The organism is Ligilactobacillus sp., from assembly GCF_036846325.1.
Classification (GTDB): Bacteria; Bacillota; Bacilli; order Lactobacillales; family Lactobacillaceae; genus Ligilactobacillus.
Genome location: NZ_DAIUCE010000039.1, coordinates 1 through 16,221, shown reverse-complemented (window position 1 = coordinate 16,221; position 16,221 = coordinate 1). Strand labels below are relative to the sequence as shown.

Here is a 16,221-nt window from a genome sequence, read left to right as displayed (position 1 = left end):
AAAACACACTGTCTGCCGGAAGATGACAGACAACTAGACTTGTTTCACTTAGAAGAAAGAAACGAAGAATTAGAGAATTCAAAGGAAATTTCGGTTAAATCCCATACTAAAAAAATTCGCAGATTTTCTCGGAATATCGACATATCAAATCTTCCGGTTGAAATTGTGAATCACATGATGCCTGAGGAAAAATGCTCCTGCCCAGAATGCCACACCCATCTCGTTCAAGTTGCGAATCCAAAGATTCGCGAAGAGGTGAAATTTGTACCGGCAAGACTGAAGCTTATTGAACATCATCAAGCAGTATACAAATGTCCGAAATGTTCTTCCAGTGATCATTCTGAGATTTCAAAAGCTCCGATGCCCCGTTCGCTCATCACTCACAGTAAAGTGGGTTCACCTTCAATTGTAGCTCATATTGCCGCTATGAAGTATGTTTACAAGGTCCCTTGCTATCGTCAGGAATCCCTGTGGAAACTAATGGGACTGCCATTAACTCGTCAACAGATGTCAAAGTGGATGATTGACGTCTTCAACAATCAGCTTTTACCATTGTATGATCTTTTGCTGAGCGAATTGAAGACGCAACGTTTTCTTCATGTGGATGAAACACCATATAATACTTTGGCTTCAGAAAAGTCAAAAACTTATTACTGGGTTGCCACAAGCGGAAAATTCGAAAAAAGAAATCTTGCTGTGTTCATTCACAGTGATGGAAGATCGTCTGAAACGGCAAAAAAGCTGCTTGGTGATTTTAATGGATACATTCAGACTGACGGATACGCAGGGTATAATTTCTTAGACGAAACCAAGCACCTTGGGTGCCTTGCACACGTTCGCCGCTACTTTATTGATTCTTTAAAAAACAGTAGTTTTAAGCAATCAAAGTCTTTTAGCGGTGAAATAGTAAAAGATATCGATAAAATCTTCGAATTGGAAAGGAATATCTCAGATAACTTCAATGATGATGAGCGATTGAAGTATAGAAGAAAAAGACTTTTGCCTGTAATGAAGAGAGTATTTTCAAAGATATCTTCGGTTACCGCATCTGCTAAATCATCACTGGGAAAAGCAAGAAACTATGCCCTTGGTCATGAAAGGAATATTCTGAATATTTTTGAAAAAGGGTATTTGGAATTATCCAATAACAGTGCAGAACGTGCGGTTAAAGAAAGCGTGATGGGAAGGAAGAACTGGTTGTTTTCATCAACATTTGAGGGAGCGCAGGCTAATGCTGACGCATTATCACTAATATATACAGCCAAGCTCAATCACCTGAATCCCGAAGAGTACTTGAGAAAAGTACTGAGTGAAATTACCAGTATTAAGATATCAGAACCTGAAAGGTTCCGAAAGTTACTTCCGTGGAACATCAGTCTCGCTTGATAAAAACAGAAAATAAAACGATGCATACACGATAACCTGAGATAATGATACTATCTTGGGCTATTCGTGTACACACCGCTATTTTAACGACCGCTTACACCAAAACGACCGGGAATCCCGAAAGCGGAATTCCCGGCCGTTTTTTAAATCTTCCTGTCTGCCATCAGCAATTCATGAAACTTGATCCGTTCAAGTCTTTCCGGTTCCTTCTTCAAAATCAGAATAAACATCGCCTCAATTGCGGAAACAAGCGCAAGCCTCGAATAATAATACTCGGACATCAGAACCTTCGGCCGGGCAACGGTCCGCCAGTGAAGATCAGAATTCTGCGCAATCGGCGAATTATCATGGTTGGTGAGCGAAATCACAGTTATTCCCCTCTTTTTGGCCTCGTCAATCTGAACCAGCAGGCTTCTTGCTTCTCCGGAATTGCTGAAGACAAGCAGCACGTCTTCCTTCTGCAGGTTCATCGTCTGTGCCAGTGCCGTCTCCCACGAGGCTGAACTGAAAGCAAAGAGGCCGATCTGACTGAATTTATACACGGCATCTTCAGCGTTGGCATAGGTATTTCCCTCTGCAATCACCTGAATCGCCCGAGCATGAAGCAGTTTTCCACAGATTTTCTCACAGGTCTTCTGTGAAATCTGTGAAAAAGTCCTTTCAAGCTCAATTTCCTTGTCCCTGACAAATTCACTCAACTGTCCGCCGGAGTTTTCCTTTTCCACAGCCTGCGGAGCATTTTCCTCACTGACCCTCGCCAGCTCAATCTTCAGCTGATGAAATCCAGCCAGGCCAAGTGTCCTGCAAAAGCGCGAAATCGAAGCCAGACTGACGCCCGCTTCTTCCGCCAATTCGGAAATCGTCTTGTCCACAACCCCGACTGGATTTTCCAGAATCACGTGCGCAATTTTCTGGTCACATGTGGACAACTCGGGCTGCCTGTCGTAAATCTTATCGACAATCGTCATCACAGCACCTTACTTCTCAAACGGGAATCTCATTCCCCACGAGCTGCGAACTCCGTCCAGAATATGGGCCACGTCCCGGCTCCAGACAAGTCTTCCTTCGTCGTTTCCCTGTTCGACGTAACGCTGCATGTCCAGAATCTCATATTCAAGTGCCTGATTCGTATCTCCTGAAGCAATCTTTTCCGAAGTCTGCGTGTGCGCATCCTCGGTATAGGTGACGACTGCTTCTTCCGCACGCGGATAATTTGAAATTTCAACATATCCCTTCGTACCGGAAATTACGCCGCGCTTCGGCTGCTTGGCCCGAAACGACAGTGCCATGACGACCATCTGCTCAGACGGGGTCTTCAGAATAATGCCCGACTGCTCATCAACGCCCGTTTCATAGAATTTAACGGATGTCGTAATCGAATTCGGCTGTTCATCAAGGAACATTCTGGCAAATGCAGTGGCGTAACAGCCAATGTCAAGCAATGCACCACCGGCAAGTTCCCTTGAAAAATAGCGCTTGGTCGGATCAGGATCCTTCAGGCTTCCGAAGTTGACCTGGACGAGCTTGATTTCGCCAAGCTTGCCCGAATTGATCAGTTCCTTGACCTTGTCATAAATCGGCATGTGATAAAGCGTGAATCCTTCCGTCAGGATGACGCCTTTCTTTCTTGCCAGTGCTTCCAGTTCATCGAATTCCCTGGCATTGACCGTCATCGATTTTTCGCAGAAGACGTTCTTGCCCGCTTCCAGCGCCTTCTTGACGAATCCGTAATGCGTGTTGTTGGGAGATGCCACATAGATGATGTCGATGTCTTCATCTGCAATCATGTCATCAGGATTGACGTAGGCATGCCTGACGTTCTTTTCCCTGACAAACTCCATCAAATGCTCCTCATTCGGATTGGCAGCCGCATAAATCTCGCCATTTGTCCTGTTCAGGGCATCTGCCATGTCGTGTGCAATCCAGCCTGTTCCGATAATTCCCCAATTGTGCTTTGTCATTTGAGATCTTCCTTTCTTAAGTGAATCGTCTTGCCGCACTCCTCATAAATCACGTCCGTGCAAAGCCCGGAAAAAGTTGACGTGCCAACGACTCCGGGCCATGTTTCAACATCTTCGGCGCCTTTTTGAGTGCATTTTTCATTATGCAGGTCAAACAGCAGATTGCCGCGGCTCGTCCTGATTCCCGGACGTTTTTCAGCCTCAAAGCCAGCCTGCCCCGCCCTTTTCAAAAAAAGAGCCTCCTCGTCCTGTTCAACCTCTGCACAGACCGGCAGTTCGGCATTGTACGTCTTCCCGATGCGCTCTGGTCTTGTCAGCAGGACGTACCGCAGGGATTTTTCTGCCGCCTTCCTTTCATCAACGTGGATGCCGCCCATGCACTTCTGGGCATTCAGGTCCTGCGTCACGTAGTCGCAGCCGTCAAACGCCACGTCAATCGTTTCAACGTCATCCAACGCCACAAGCTGATAGTTCAGCCTGTTTAAAACCTCCATCGTCTCAAGCGAGGGAGTCGTTACCTTCAGCGTTTTCCTCAAAGCCTCATCTTCATCACACAGGTACTCCGCAAGCCTGGCAACCGTGCTTCCGCCGCCAAAGCTCACGGTCATATTCGGTCTGATCATCTTCATTGCTTCCTGCAGCATGTCAAAACCTCGCCTTCATTGTGAAAATAATTTTCCTTTATTTAATGCTTATGAAAACAATTTTAGTATAAAGCGTTTTCCAACGACTGTCAAGCCGCTCCTCCTCTCTTTCGTGAAATCTTTGAAAAATGCAGAGCTTCGGCAGCTTGAACGCTCCCGATTACGGGCAAAACGGCAATTTCTGGGATTTGCCCGTAAATGGCAGCCCCTGGTTACGGTCAAAGCACACATTTAACGCCGCATACACAAACAAAGTCCCGGATGAAATTTGCAGTTGACTGCAAATCATCCGAGACTTTTGGGCCTCCCCAAAATTCCTATTTATCGAAGACCTTGAGATTTTTCCTGTTTGCCGGCTTTTTACAAATCAGCTCGCCCTGAACGACGACGCGCCTGCTCTCGCCGGTCATCCCTGAAGCACAGGTAATCAGCGTGACGAGCTTCCTGCCCTGAACGTCGTCGATGTAATTTGTATCGTGCTTGTCAACAACGGTCTTGAGCGTCGTTTTGTAAACATAGACGTGATGCCTGTCGGCCAGATAGATCCTGTCGCCTTTTTCGACGTTTTCCAACGGCCCGAACAAAAGCGACCCGTCCTTCATGTGATGTCCAGCCAGGGCATAATTTCCGGTTCCCATCTTCTCGTCTTCCTTCATGGTTCCGGCACCGCGGACAAGGTTATAGTTGTCCAGTCCCTTGAAAATCGGCAGTCTGACCTTGACGCCCGGAACTGACAGCTTGCCGACTGCATCCTGATTCTTTGAAAGAGCCGCCTTCGCAACCATTTTGTTGTCAACGGCCCTTACCTTCTTGAAGTCAAAGTTTCCCTTCGAATCATCATCCCTTACAGGCTGCTTAAGTGACGAATTCGTCATCCATTCAACGATTCCGCACTTGATCTGCTCATTGAAGATCATCGCAAGCCCTGCCAGAAGCAGAATGACTGCGCCCGTGATTTTAAGTTTTCTCATTTCCTCACCTCTTTACAAGTCCACTGCCCTGCCGATTTTCGTCAAATACAGATATCTTTCATCAACGGGTTTGTTCAAGATGCTCTTCAGCGCCATTGAATAAAGCTCAATCTGTCCGGCATAGCGCTTTTTGACTTCAGAAACGTTTTCTTCCGTAACATGATCCGTCTTGTAGTCGAACAAGACGACTTTCGTCCCATCGTCAACGTATCCGTCAATGATTCCGTGCACAAGCACAGGGTCCGGTTCGCTCAGACCCGCAAAAATCTCGTTTGCGGGAATCAGCAGGGAAAACGGAACTTCTCTTCTGACGAAGTCATGCTTTTCAAGAATCATCCTGCCCAGATCGGTTTCAAAGAAACGGCAGATTTCGCTGATCTGTATCCTTCCTGCGACCTCCTCGTTCAAAACGCCGCCTTCGACCAGTTCTGAAATCTTTTCCCTGACGGCAGATTCGTCCGGCTTTTCCGTCAGATCCAGTTTTTCCATCACCAGGTGAACGGCAGACCCAATCGCTGCGCCGCTGATTTTTTCTTCATGTGACATGAACTTCGGCAATTCCATCTTCGAAACGAATCGGTTGGCCCTTTCTTCTTCATTTTCGCCCGGGTCAAACCTGCTCATGGCCTTTTCATCAGGATCCGCAAATGCCGATTTGATTTCAGAAACCGACTGGTATGCCGCAGTTTTGACAAGGCCTTCATGCCCGTACCGATAAGTCATCACTTTGTTGATGAAGTCGGCATCATCTGCATCCAGTTCCTCACCGGCCTGGTCTTTCAGCCATTCACTTAAATCGAGCTGCCGGCTGCCGGCATTCTTCGACAGCTCATCGAAGCCGATTTTCTCAAATTCATACTCGGCACTGAATTTGTCAAGATAATGACACGGTCTGACGTCATCAGAACAGTCAAACCTCCTGCAAAAATTCCGTTCGCGATAAAGGGCGGCACCAATCCAGTCCATGAAGCAGGCGGCATTTTCGCGCACGTCGGCACTCAAAAGCAGATCCTCGCTTTTTTTCGCCTGCTTCCACCTGCTCAAGGCATCGTCTTCGTTTTTATATCCGGCCACGATAAAGAGCTTCTGCTCGGCACGCGTCAAGGCAACGTAAAGCAGGCGCATCTGCTCTGCGCAAAGCTTTCTTGCCGCTTTTTCCTTTGCATACGACTGCATCGGAGTGACGGTTTCGACACGTGTCCTGCGATTGAGGCAGGTGATCGACACGCCGTCCGTTTCATTCAGCAGATACCTGCCCTTCAGACTGTCGGTATTGAAACGCTTTGTCGCATCAACCAGAAAGACCACCGGAAATTCCAGCCCCTTGCTTCCGTGAATCGTCATGACGCTGACGACGTCATCGCCTGCTTCATTCAATGCGGACGCCAGATCCTCGTTTTGATCCTGCATCTTGTTGATGAAGCGGATGAACTGAAACAGTCCCTTGAAACTAGTTTTCTCGTATGCTGCGGCACGCTCGTACAACGCATGAAGATTGGCCGCACGCTGGCTTCCTCCGGGCATCCCGGAGACGTATTCCAAAAAATGCGTTTCATCGTAAATCTTCCAGATCAAGGTCGACAGCTCGTTCTGACGAGCCAGCGTCCGGAATCTTTCAAGCATTTCCATGAATTTTCTGACTTTATCATGCAATTCCTGATTTTGACCCGGAGATTCCTCGTAAAATTTCAACAGCGCCTGATAATAGTCGCCTGAGCGGTCATTGATCCGAAGAAGAGCCAGCTCGTTTTCGTTCAGCCCGACGATTGGCGAGCGAAGCACGGCGACAAGCGGGATGTCCTGGCGCGGATTGTCGATCACGTTGAGCAGTGCCAGCATGATTCGAAGTTCCGTTGTCTGAAAATAGTTTTCAGATTTCTGAACCTTGTAGGGAATTCCAAGACGCTTGAATTCTTCCGACAAAATCAGATGATTGCCGTGAGTTCCGGACAAGACGGCGATATCTCCGTATCTGACCTTTCTCATTTTACCCTGCCCGCGATCATAGACTTCAAACCCGGAATCAACCAGCTGCCTGATCTTTTCCGCCGTCGCCAGCATCTGTCCCTGCGCCGCGCTTTCGATCGTGAAGTCCGCATCCATCGACTCGTGATTTTCTTCCGTCATGTCCCAGCGCATCTTTCCGGTTGTCTTTTCCGCTTTTTCGCTTCCTTCGTCAAAATACAGCAGTATTTCCGCCGTCGGCTGTTCTTCCGGATAATCGCCTGAGCCATACACGAGCTGCGCATTGTCGTCATAATCCATTTCGCCGACTTCCCGGCTCATGATCTGACTGAAAATCAGATTGGTGATTGATGCCACGTTTTTGACGGAGCGGAAATTCTCCGCCAGAATAATGCGCTGTCCATCCGTCTCATCGGTTGCGTAGCGCCTGTATTTTTCAAGAAACAATCCCGGATCGGCCAGACGGAAACCATAAATCGACTGCTTGACGTCGCCCACCATGAACATGTTGCCCGGGGATTTTCTTGCAATCGTCGTCAGAATCGTCTCCTGAAGCTGATTGGTATCCTGATATTCGTCGACCATGATCTCTTCGTAGCGCTCTTCCAGATCCCGCCTGATATCCTCGTTTTCCTTAAGAATCGACAGCGTATAGTGCTCCAGGTCACTGAATTCAAGCACCCGCCGGCTTCTTTTTTCCTTCTGATAGTCATCTGCAAACTTCAAGACGACTTCGCTGAGCTTTTTGACGAGCCGATATGCCTGTTTCAGGGCCTGTTCCAGATCGGCGGCTGAAACGGCGAAGTATTCCGGAACGATTTTTTCCGTAAAGATCTTCCTGGCTTCGTCGCGGACCGCCTTGACGCTTTCCTTTGTTTCCGAAAGCAGTGGATCGTCAGTTCTCTTCGTGTTCGGAAAACGCGCATAGCTCATTTCGGCAAAGTTTTTCTGCAGCGTGGCGTAGTCAACGCCGTCTTCCAGCATTTTTGCATAACTTTCGTACCGCCTGCCCTCGTCTTCAAAAAGCGCAATCTGCTTTGCAAAGAATGTTTCGTCCCGTTCCTGCATCGTGATGCGTGCCTTTTCCATGCTGACTGCAAGCCTCCGCAGTTTCTCAACGAGCATCGGCAGGAGATTCTCCTTGAAAAATGCACTCTCGGTAAAGTCCTTCGTGCCGGTCTGATACGCTTTCGGCAGGCCTTTGATCCAGCTTTCAGGATCAGGACTGACGTTTGCAAAGTCAAAGACTCTCATGATGAGTTCCGTCAGGCCGTCATCGCTGCGGTCATTTGAGAAGTTCTCTGCCAGTTCGATGAAATCATCGTCATTTTGACCATATAATTCTTCAAGCAAGTCGTTCAGGACGTCTTCTCTCAGCAGTCTTCTTTCGGTCTGATCGGTCAGAAGCCGGAAGGACGGATCCAGGGATGCCTTGTAGTAGTAGTTTTGGATGAATTTGAGACAAAAGGCATCAATCGTGCTGATGTCTGCCGTATTGAGCTTGACGAGCTGATTGATCAGAAAAGCCTTTTGATGCTCGTCTTCCGTCCGGTTGCAGGCTTCCCTCAATGCCTTCTGGATTCGTTCCTTCATTTCCCTGGCAGCCGCTTCGGTGAAGGTCAGAATCAGCAGACGGTCAACGTCGATGCCATGACTGATCTTTTCAACCACCCGTTCAACCAGAACCCTGGTCTTCCCGGAACCGGCAGAAGCTGAAACCAAAATGTCATGTCCGCTTTCATGAATCGCCTGTGACTGTCCCTGAGTGAATTTAAAAGCCATCTTAATCCCCTTCCCTGATTGAATTCAAGACTTCCGCCGCGCCGACGGAAGGTATCACGAAATAACGGTTTTCCGGAAGCATTGCATCAAACTGCATGATTGACTTGAACGGAGAATACTGCAGAGCCGTGATGCCGGACGACCATCTGGCGGGATAAAGGTCGATTCTGCCGTCAAAAATCATGTCGCATGCATTGGCAATCATCTTGCGGTTATGTTTGAGCAGAAGTTCCAGGTCGTCTTGAGAAATCAAGGTTCTCTGCATGTAATTGGTCGTTTGATATGAGCCGTTGGCAAGGCGCTTGAAAGGCAGAAACAGCGATGAGCTTTTTTCCTCGACTGTTTCGTCAAGCATACTCAGCAGATTCGGATCAGACACCAGCAGTCCCTGATATCCGTGACTTGCAATGAGCGTTTTCTGCTCATCTTCCTTTACCTCGGAAGGTTTCAGACGCGGATTCTGCAAATGCAGGTACAGGGCTCCGGCCAGCCTGGACTGTTCGTTTGGCAAAACCAGCTCGGCATTCTGCTCCAGCGCATCCAGATACGTCAGAAGCTGCAGCGCAATTCCGTAATATGCCTGAGCATAATTGAACTTCCTTGCCCCTGACTTGTAATCGACGACGCCCAGAAACCTGTCTCCCGCACCGATTGTTTCGTCGATTCTGTCAATCTTGCCGCGAACGTTGACCTGATTGCCCTCAGGCGTCCTGATTCCAAGTCCCCTGAGGCCTTCTTCGACGCCGACGTGACCAAACAGGGCCTCGGTTCTGAGCGTCCTGACGTGACCGTAGTTTCTCTGATTGCGCACGGCCCGGAGCGTCTGCGACAGCGTGTCGTTCAAAAGACGCTCGATAAAGCCCATGCGACTGGAGCTTTTCAAAATCATGAACTGCGGATCGTTCGAGACCAGGCCTGTCGTTTCCTCGAAAATTTCATTAAACTGCTCTGAAGACAGATCCCGAAGCGTCAGGTTGTTTTTGGAAAGAAGCCGGAAAAACGCGTCAAGCACGGCGTGAAAGTAGCTTCCCGTATTGGCTGCGGACATTTCAAACACATCACGTTCCATCAGCCCCAGTCCATATCTCAGGAAGTATTCATACGGATTCTTGTAGAAAGTCTCAAGCTTTGAAATGGACGTGTTCAATTCCTTGCCGTAAAGCCGGCGCGCGTTTTGTGCGGTCAGCTGCTCCGGAACATTGCGGTAGCGCAGACTGTTCATGACTTTTTCAGTCATTTCGGAATCAGCCGTCTTCATTTTCGCATAAACCTGCTTCCAAAAGGCCGGCACGGAGCTCTTTTCATCAGCATGACGTCTGATTTCGCGAACTAAATCCTCAATCGTGCCCTTCGGCGTGCTGAGCTTGTCAAATTCAGAGATTTCAAGCTCCTCGAGCAGGAAATGCTGCTTGATCCGCTCAACGTAAGGCGACATTTTCATTCCGCCGTCAGCATCGTTTCCGTGAGGGTACGTGAAGATCAGTTTTTCCGTCGGGGAAAGGAATGCCAGATAATTCAGCAGCGGTTCCGACAACATGCTTTTTTCCGAAGTCTCATCAAGCACCTGATCTTCCGAAAGCAGTTTGCCTTCAATCATCAGACTGCGGTCGCCGTCAGAAAGCAGCGACTTGTTCTGAATCCTGTCCGGCATGACCAGATCGGTTGAGCCGATCATGAAAACGACTTTGCGGTCAGCCGGCTGAACCATCCCCGTTTCAGAAACCGCAACTTCATCAAGCGAGGCCGGCACTCTCCGGTATTCGCCCGCATCAAACCCGGTCTGAAGCAGATTCAGGAAATCTTCTTCTTCAAACGGCAGATCGCCGAGATTTTCGACAAATTCATCCATCATCTGACAAAAGAGATTCCAGACCTGTTCAGGGCGCTCCGATTCCTGCAAAAGTCCTTGTTCCATCAGATTCTGACGCCAGTCTTCAAGTCTTTTCCTGACCCCGTTGTCAACCAGGAAGTTTACCAGGCAGACTGCTGCCTCGCGCCCGTTTTCAGCTTCATCGAGCTGCTTGAAAAACGGCGGCAGGATTTTCCCGACATAGTGTCTGATGACGTTTACTTCCTTCGTAATGCGGTCTTCGGCATCTGTTCTCGTTCCAAAGTCGCTTTCACCGAAACGATAGTAGATCCAGTCCTTTTCCCTGAGCCAGGCATTTCCCTCGTAGCCGAATTTCAAAATCAGGTTTTCGGTCTGATCAAGCATCCTGCGATAGGCTTCAACCTTTAAGCCCTTTGGAATCAGCAATTCGGTCTTAAGAAGCCGCATCATGTCATTATAGCGATAATGGCGCCGTTTGACCGCAAACAGGGCATTCAGCAGTTCAACCAGGGGATGATCGGAAACCTTTTTCTGCAAGTCGACGAAAATCGGCACTTCGGCTTTGGCAAAAACCGGTTCCAGCACGTTCCTGTACAAGTCCAAATGCCTCGTCAAAATCAGAAAATCCTTGTATCGGTAGCCTTCAACGGCAACCATCTGGCGGATTTTCGCCGCGGCAAACCTGACTTCCTCCATCCTCGTCCCGGCGCCATAGATCCTGACCGAATCATTTTCAAGCGCTTCATTTCCCTTTGCCGAGAATCCGGCAACGGAATCGATCCAGTAATCTTCAAGTCTGCATAAATCCTGCGAAACCCTTGTCTCTTTTGCATATGAATCAATCATGACGGGGATCTTATCCTTGTGAGCATGGGAACAGAGCTGATAATACAAATTTCCGGCACGATAGAACAAGTCGCCGGACTTTGGAGGCTCGTCAACGTAAGGATGATTCAAAACCAGATCGACGACGACGTTTTCTGCATTTTCAATCAGCTTTTCAACCAGCAGCATTTCCCTTGCGGTCATCTGGTTGAAACCGCTGATCAGAAAACAGCTGTCCTTAAGGTCGATCTTCTCCAGATATTGCGTAAGTTCGGTCAGAATTTCCGTATTTGCCAGGTAACGCCCGGAAGTCATTTCGATGAAACGCTTATAGACAAGCGCCAGATCATGCAGTTTTGACTTCAACAGCGCTTTGGATCCCAAGGCTTCCCCCGGAAGTTTTTCAACCATCTTCATGACGTCTTCCGGCATGATGCAGCCGTTTTGAAGCTCCGTCATCTGTCTGGCAAGCTGGGTTATGAATCCGGGCTGTGACTCTTCACCGGAAAAGACCTGCAGTTCATCTTTCAAATCACGCAGGATCCGGTAAATGATCATGTTTGATCCCGCCGAAGTAATTCTTGGAATCTGATATGCAGGCGTATCCTTCATAAAATACCAGGCCAGGCGCGTAAACGAAAAGACCTGCAGATTATGCGCCGCAAATATTCCCTCATCTTGAGAAAAAGTCTTCCGCATGTACTTTAGCGCATTGACTTCAGATTCGAATTTGATGTGGTTCGGAACGATATAGTAAACCATCCGGTTCGGGTTTTCTCTTCGCCACCCGGCAAGCTTTTCGAAATCCTCCTGCTGATGATCCTTCGAGGCATTGCCCAAAATAAATCCTAAACCCAACTGGATCCCCCCGATTCAATTTAATGATAATTACATTATAGCCTAAACTGAGCCGACAATGAAATTCCCCGCCTTGAAATTCATGCTGCTTTTTCAGGTAAGAATCCGGCACGGATGACCTGATTCGTCCCTGTCGCTGCTCAAAATTTTCTTGAATCGGCAAAGTCGGTTCAAGCTCTGCATTTCAGCACAAAAAAAGCTTAAAATCAGCAAAAGCATTGCCGATTTTAAGCCAATGTCAGCCTTTAGCCCAACGAATCCCACGGCTTGAGCGGCTCCGGTTCCGTCTGAGCAATTTCTCTTTGCCTGTCTGTTGCAAATTCCCTTAAAACGACAACCTGATAGACGTAAGCATCGAACCAGTCATCCGTCATGATGAAGTAACCCTTGTTGCCGTTCTTTTCGCCCCATGAGTTTTCGACCTTCCACTTGACCGGCTTGTCATCCACAAGATCGACTCCGGTGATTGCCATCGCATGCGAACATTTGCCGACACGAGTAGCCAGACGGCCGGCCTTGTCGAGACTCAGATCGACATCGAACAACTCGCTTTTCTTGAACAGTTCCGTGTCAAGCACGCCGTTTTCCCTGTCCATGTCCTTCAAGACGTCACACCCGAACCAAACGACCTTGCCGCTCTTGAGCTGGTCAATGACGGCAGTCTTGAGTTCTTCAACCGGAACGTTGACCAACGTGACGTGATCTCCTTCAAAAATGTAATCCTGATTTGGAAGACTGTAATTTCTGTACATTTCGTGATCAGGCACATTCGCCAGATCGATGTAGTCGCTGAAGTCGACATGCACGTACTTGTCGAAGAATTCCCTTGGAGTCAGGTTTCTGTCAATGTGATACTGATTGTCGTCATCACGATATTCGAAGTCAAACCTGACAGGCGGCTTTCCGAATGCATAAACCAGCATGCGGTAGACTTCCTTCATCTTTTCGAGCTTGAAGGCACGCATCTCCTCTTCAGTCCTGCCTGCTTTCTTCATCTTGCGGATTTCAAGCGCATCCTTTTTGATTTTAAGATTCAAAACGTCATTCAATTCGCTCGTATTTTCGCTGACGAACGTTTCAGGCATCACGCTCTTCGGAACAAGACCGTACTTGCTGATCAGGGCAGCCGCATTGGCAAACTGGCCGCCGTCTTCATCGCCCCAGTCAAGTTCAAACAGATACTCGCGGTCATCATCTGAACTACCGGCGAGTCTGATCATCTTTTCATAAAACATGTTGGCCTTTTCCAAACGATCGTAGAAGGAATCATAATTTTGCGAAAACTCGAAGTCCTTGACCTTCAAGTCCTTTGCCACCTGCTGACGAAGCATGTTGAGAGTCGAAAACAGCCAGCAGCGTCCGCTCTTCTTCTGGTTCGTGATTTTTCCGGTTTCGACTTCAATGGAAAAGACATGGTCATGGCCGGCCTTGGCAGCAAAGTTCTTGCTTGCCGCCGTCACGCCGTTTTCCTGAACCGCCCTCGCAATTACGTCAGCGCATGGAGTCTGTTCATAAGCACTTTGAAAATTTTCCAGATCTGCATTTGTTAAATCTTTTGTCATCTTAAAATCATCCCTTTGTTACTATCAGTTAATCTCAATCTTATCATCATTTTGATGCATAAACAAGCGTTCTGCCTGCAGGATTGAGATTTCAGGAATGATGGTGGTTGACCGGCGCTGATTGTTATCGGCGCCATTTTTTGTACGCTTCCGGCGCCTGATTAAGCAGGCGTTACGCAGCACTGCATTTGGCAGAAATCGGATCCTATAATGAAAAATCCGCACCAGTCATGGCACGGATTTAAAATCATTATTCAGTTGTGGCGTTCGGCTTCACACCTTGTCTAAATACTATCACTCTTATCAAACAACGCATCCACCGATTGATTGTGATAGATGAGAGAAATTGCCTTTGCAAAAATCGGTGCGACAGAAAGGACGCGAAGCTTGTCAAACTGCTTTTCTTCAGAAATGGCAATCGTGTCCGTAACAACGACCTCGTCATAGGCTGAAGCTCCCAATTCTTTTACGGCATTTCCGGAGAAAATCGGATGCGTTGCGCATGCATAAATTTTTGTAGCACCGGCAGCATGGAGAGCGGTTGCGGCATCGACCATCTTGCCGCCGGTATCGATCAAGTCGTCAAAAACGATGCACTTGTGTCCTTTGACGTCACCGATGATGTCTGCTTCATCAACACGCGCAGCATCACGTTTGTCAACGATTGCAATCGGTGCTTTCAAAAGTTCCGCCAAATTGCGCGCCAATTTAACGCTGTTATGATCTGGTGCAACGACAACCACGTCATCAGCAATGCCGCTTTCTTTAAAGTAACGAGCTTGCGTATAAATCGCTAAAAGATGGTCGACCGGAATATTGAAGAACCCCTGCAATTGGCCGGCATGAAGATCCAATGTCACGACTCGATCTGCACCTGCCAAGGAAATAAAGTTGGCAATGAGCTTGGCAGTAATCGGTTCACGGCTTCTTGCTTTGCGATCGGCACGAGCATAGCCGTAATACGGAATAACGGCATTAATCGAACCCGCGCTGGCACGACGCAAAGCATCCATCATGACCATCAGTTCCATAAAGTTTTCGTTGACCGGATCAGAAATTGATTGGATGATGAATACGTCATCACCACGCACGCTTTCATTGATATTAATCTGAATCTCGCCGTCGCTAAAGTGCTTGACGGATGCATCGCAAAGTTCAACGCCCATTTCTTCAGCAATCTTTTCAGCCAATTCTTGATTTGAATTAAGCGCGAAAAGCTTGATTCCAGCATTTTCTTGCATGTCTTTCATACTTCCTCCATCTATTGGAATTTAAAATTGTCGGCACAAGCATTCTCTTCGGATCGAATTTTCAGCTGCGCACTTACGAAACCATTATACCATGCAAAAATGCGCATTTGTGTTTCAACTCTGAATTTTGTCAAAGAATTATCCGAAAATTACGAAGTATCTCTTCCGTCACTATTTTAATCGTTCACAGTATTGGTGAACTACTCGGCCATAAATGACCGAGCTTCTGGGAACACGAAGTAGTATTCAGGATGTTGCGCTGGTATTCCAGCTACCTGACTTACAGAACTCCGTTATTTTACCAAGGCCAGTCCCTGGCCAATGGCTTTTAAACCTTTGTGCAGGATGTTAACTGCCGCATTAACATCCCGGTCGTGGTGAATGCCGCACTTCGGACACGTCCATTCGCGGACTTCCAGCGGTTTTTTCCCGCTGTTAAAGCCACAGTTCGAACAGATCTGACTGGTGTAGTCAGGCTTCACTACAACTAATTGTCTGCCGTACCAGGCGCACTTGTATTCCAGCATTGCGCGGAATTGATACCAGCTTGCATTAGCAATTGACCTGGCCAGGTGGTGATTCTTCTGCAGATTCTTGGTTTTCAAATCTTCGATTACAATCACGTCATAGTTCCTGACTAAGTCAGTTGTCAGCTTATGAAGGTAGTCTCTGCGCTTATTGGCAATCCGTTGCTGGCAGCGGGCTTTATTGACTCCTGCACGCTGCCAGTTGGAATAATCATCAAGCTCTTCCAGATGGTCAGAGCGGTTATGATTCCACTTCCACACCTGGCATTGAGCAAGGTAACGACGTCTGGCATATTTGCGTTGCCATTGAATGACTTGTTTTTCCAACCATTCTGCATTAAAAGTTCTGTACTTGATACCGTCAGAACTAATTGCCAGATTAGCGAGGCCCATGTCCAGACCGACTGATTGATGAGTCTTAGGTAGTTGATTAACTTCGGCTTCAACTTGCAACGACAGATAGTAACGGCCTGTCGGTTCATAGCTGACGGTGTAACGCTTGATCTTGGCATCACCGACAAGACCAGTCCTGCTTGTACGAATGCTGCCCAGTTTGGGCAATTGCATTCTTCGCCGGGCGAGCACCTTACAGGTCGAACGTCCTGTATAGGACTGGCGTAAGGAGTGCCGGTTCTTGAAATGCGGATAACCGCCCCGAT

Annotated in this window: 10 protein-coding genes; 1 reads left to right on the top strand and 9 read right to left on the bottom strand. The window is 47.9% G+C overall.

Annotated elements, in window-relative coordinates; all coding sequences use genetic code 11:
• A partial coding sequence (tnpC, locus tag V7Z60_RS05320) for an IS66 family transposase (RefSeq protein ID WP_334116812.1) occupies positions 1 to 1,386 on the top strand: 1,386 nt, incomplete at its 5' end.
• 143 nt (positions 1,387 to 1,529) lie between these two features.
• On the opposite strand, the gene V7Z60_RS05315 is transcribed toward tnpC, so the two are convergent.
• The 9 genes from V7Z60_RS05315 to V7Z60_RS05275 form a co-directional block, all read right to left on the bottom strand.
• Entirely contained in the window at positions 1,530 to 2,354 is an 825-nt protein-coding gene (locus V7Z60_RS05315) for a MurR/RpiR family transcriptional regulator (protein ID WP_334116811.1), read from the bottom strand.
• 9 nt (positions 2,355 to 2,363) lie between these two features.
• Positions 2,364 to 3,347, bottom strand: coding sequence for a Gfo/Idh/MocA family protein (locus V7Z60_RS05310; RefSeq protein ID WP_334116810.1), 984 nt, complete (start codon positions 3,345 to 3,347; stop codon positions 2,364 to 2,366).
• Positions 3,344 to 3,991, bottom strand: a complete 648-nt coding sequence (locus tag V7Z60_RS05305) for a ribose-5-phosphate isomerase A (protein WP_334116809.1) — start codon at positions 3,989 to 3,991, stop codon at positions 3,344 to 3,346. The genes V7Z60_RS05310 and V7Z60_RS05305 overlap by 4 nt, the downstream gene beginning before the upstream one ends.
• Before the next feature lie 317 nt (positions 3,992 to 4,308).
• Positions 4,309 to 4,962: a class A sortase gene (locus V7Z60_RS05300; protein WP_334116808.1), complete on the bottom strand. Its 654-nt coding sequence runs from the start codon at positions 4,960 to 4,962 to the stop codon at positions 4,309 to 4,311.
• Between the two features lie 12 nt (positions 4,963 to 4,974).
• On the bottom strand, positions 4,975 to 8,709 hold the full coding sequence (gene addA, locus V7Z60_RS05295; RefSeq protein ID WP_334116807.1) for a helicase-exonuclease AddAB subunit AddA: 3,735 nt from the start codon (positions 8,707 to 8,709) through the stop codon (positions 4,975 to 4,977).
• A 1-nt stretch (position 8,710) separates the two neighbouring features.
• Positions 8,711 to 12,223, bottom strand: a complete 3,513-nt coding sequence (locus V7Z60_RS05290; RefSeq protein WP_334116806.1) for a PD-(D/E)XK nuclease family protein — start codon at positions 12,221 to 12,223, stop codon at positions 8,711 to 8,713.
• Between the two features lie 245 nt (positions 12,224 to 12,468).
• Entirely contained in the window at positions 12,469 to 13,785 is a 1,317-nt protein-coding gene (locus V7Z60_RS05285) for an aminopeptidase C (protein WP_334116805.1), read from the bottom strand.
• A gap of 284 nt (positions 13,786 to 14,069) precedes the next feature.
• Positions 14,070 to 15,035 (bottom strand): ribose-phosphate diphosphokinase, encoded by a 966-nt coding sequence (locus tag V7Z60_RS05280; RefSeq protein ID WP_288553022.1) that lies wholly within the window; start codon positions 15,033 to 15,035, stop codon positions 14,070 to 14,072.
• A 293-nt stretch (positions 15,036 to 15,328) separates the two neighbouring features.
• A partial coding sequence (locus V7Z60_RS05275) for an RNA-guided endonuclease TnpB family protein (RefSeq protein WP_334116804.1) occupies positions 15,329 to 16,221 on the bottom strand: 893 nt, incomplete at its 5' end.

Coding starts and splice junctions, on each gene's coding strand:
- addA (WP_334116807.1), bottom strand. CDS start 8,709: ATGGCTTTTAAATTCACTCAGGGACAGTCACAGGCGATTCATGAAAGC.
- V7Z60_RS05300 (WP_334116808.1), bottom strand. CDS start 4,962: ATGAGAAAACTTAAAATCACGGGCGCAGTCATTCTGCTTCTGGCAGGG.
- V7Z60_RS05315 (WP_334116811.1), bottom strand. CDS start 2,354: ATGACGATTGTCGATAAGATTTACGACAGGCAGCCCGAGTTGTCCACA.
- V7Z60_RS05285 (WP_334116805.1), bottom strand. CDS start 13,785: ATGACAAAAGATTTAACAAATGCAGATCTGGAAAATTTTCAAAGTGCT.
- V7Z60_RS05305 (WP_334116809.1), bottom strand. CDS start 3,991: ATGCTGCAGGAAGCAATGAAGATGATCAGACCGAATATGACCGTGAGC.
- V7Z60_RS05280 (WP_288553022.1), bottom strand. CDS start 15,035: ATGAAAGACATGCAAGAAAATGCTGGAATCAAGCTTTTCGCGCTTAAT.
- V7Z60_RS05310 (WP_334116810.1), bottom strand. CDS start 3,347: ATGACAAAGCACAATTGGGGAATTATCGGAACAGGCTGGATTGCACAC.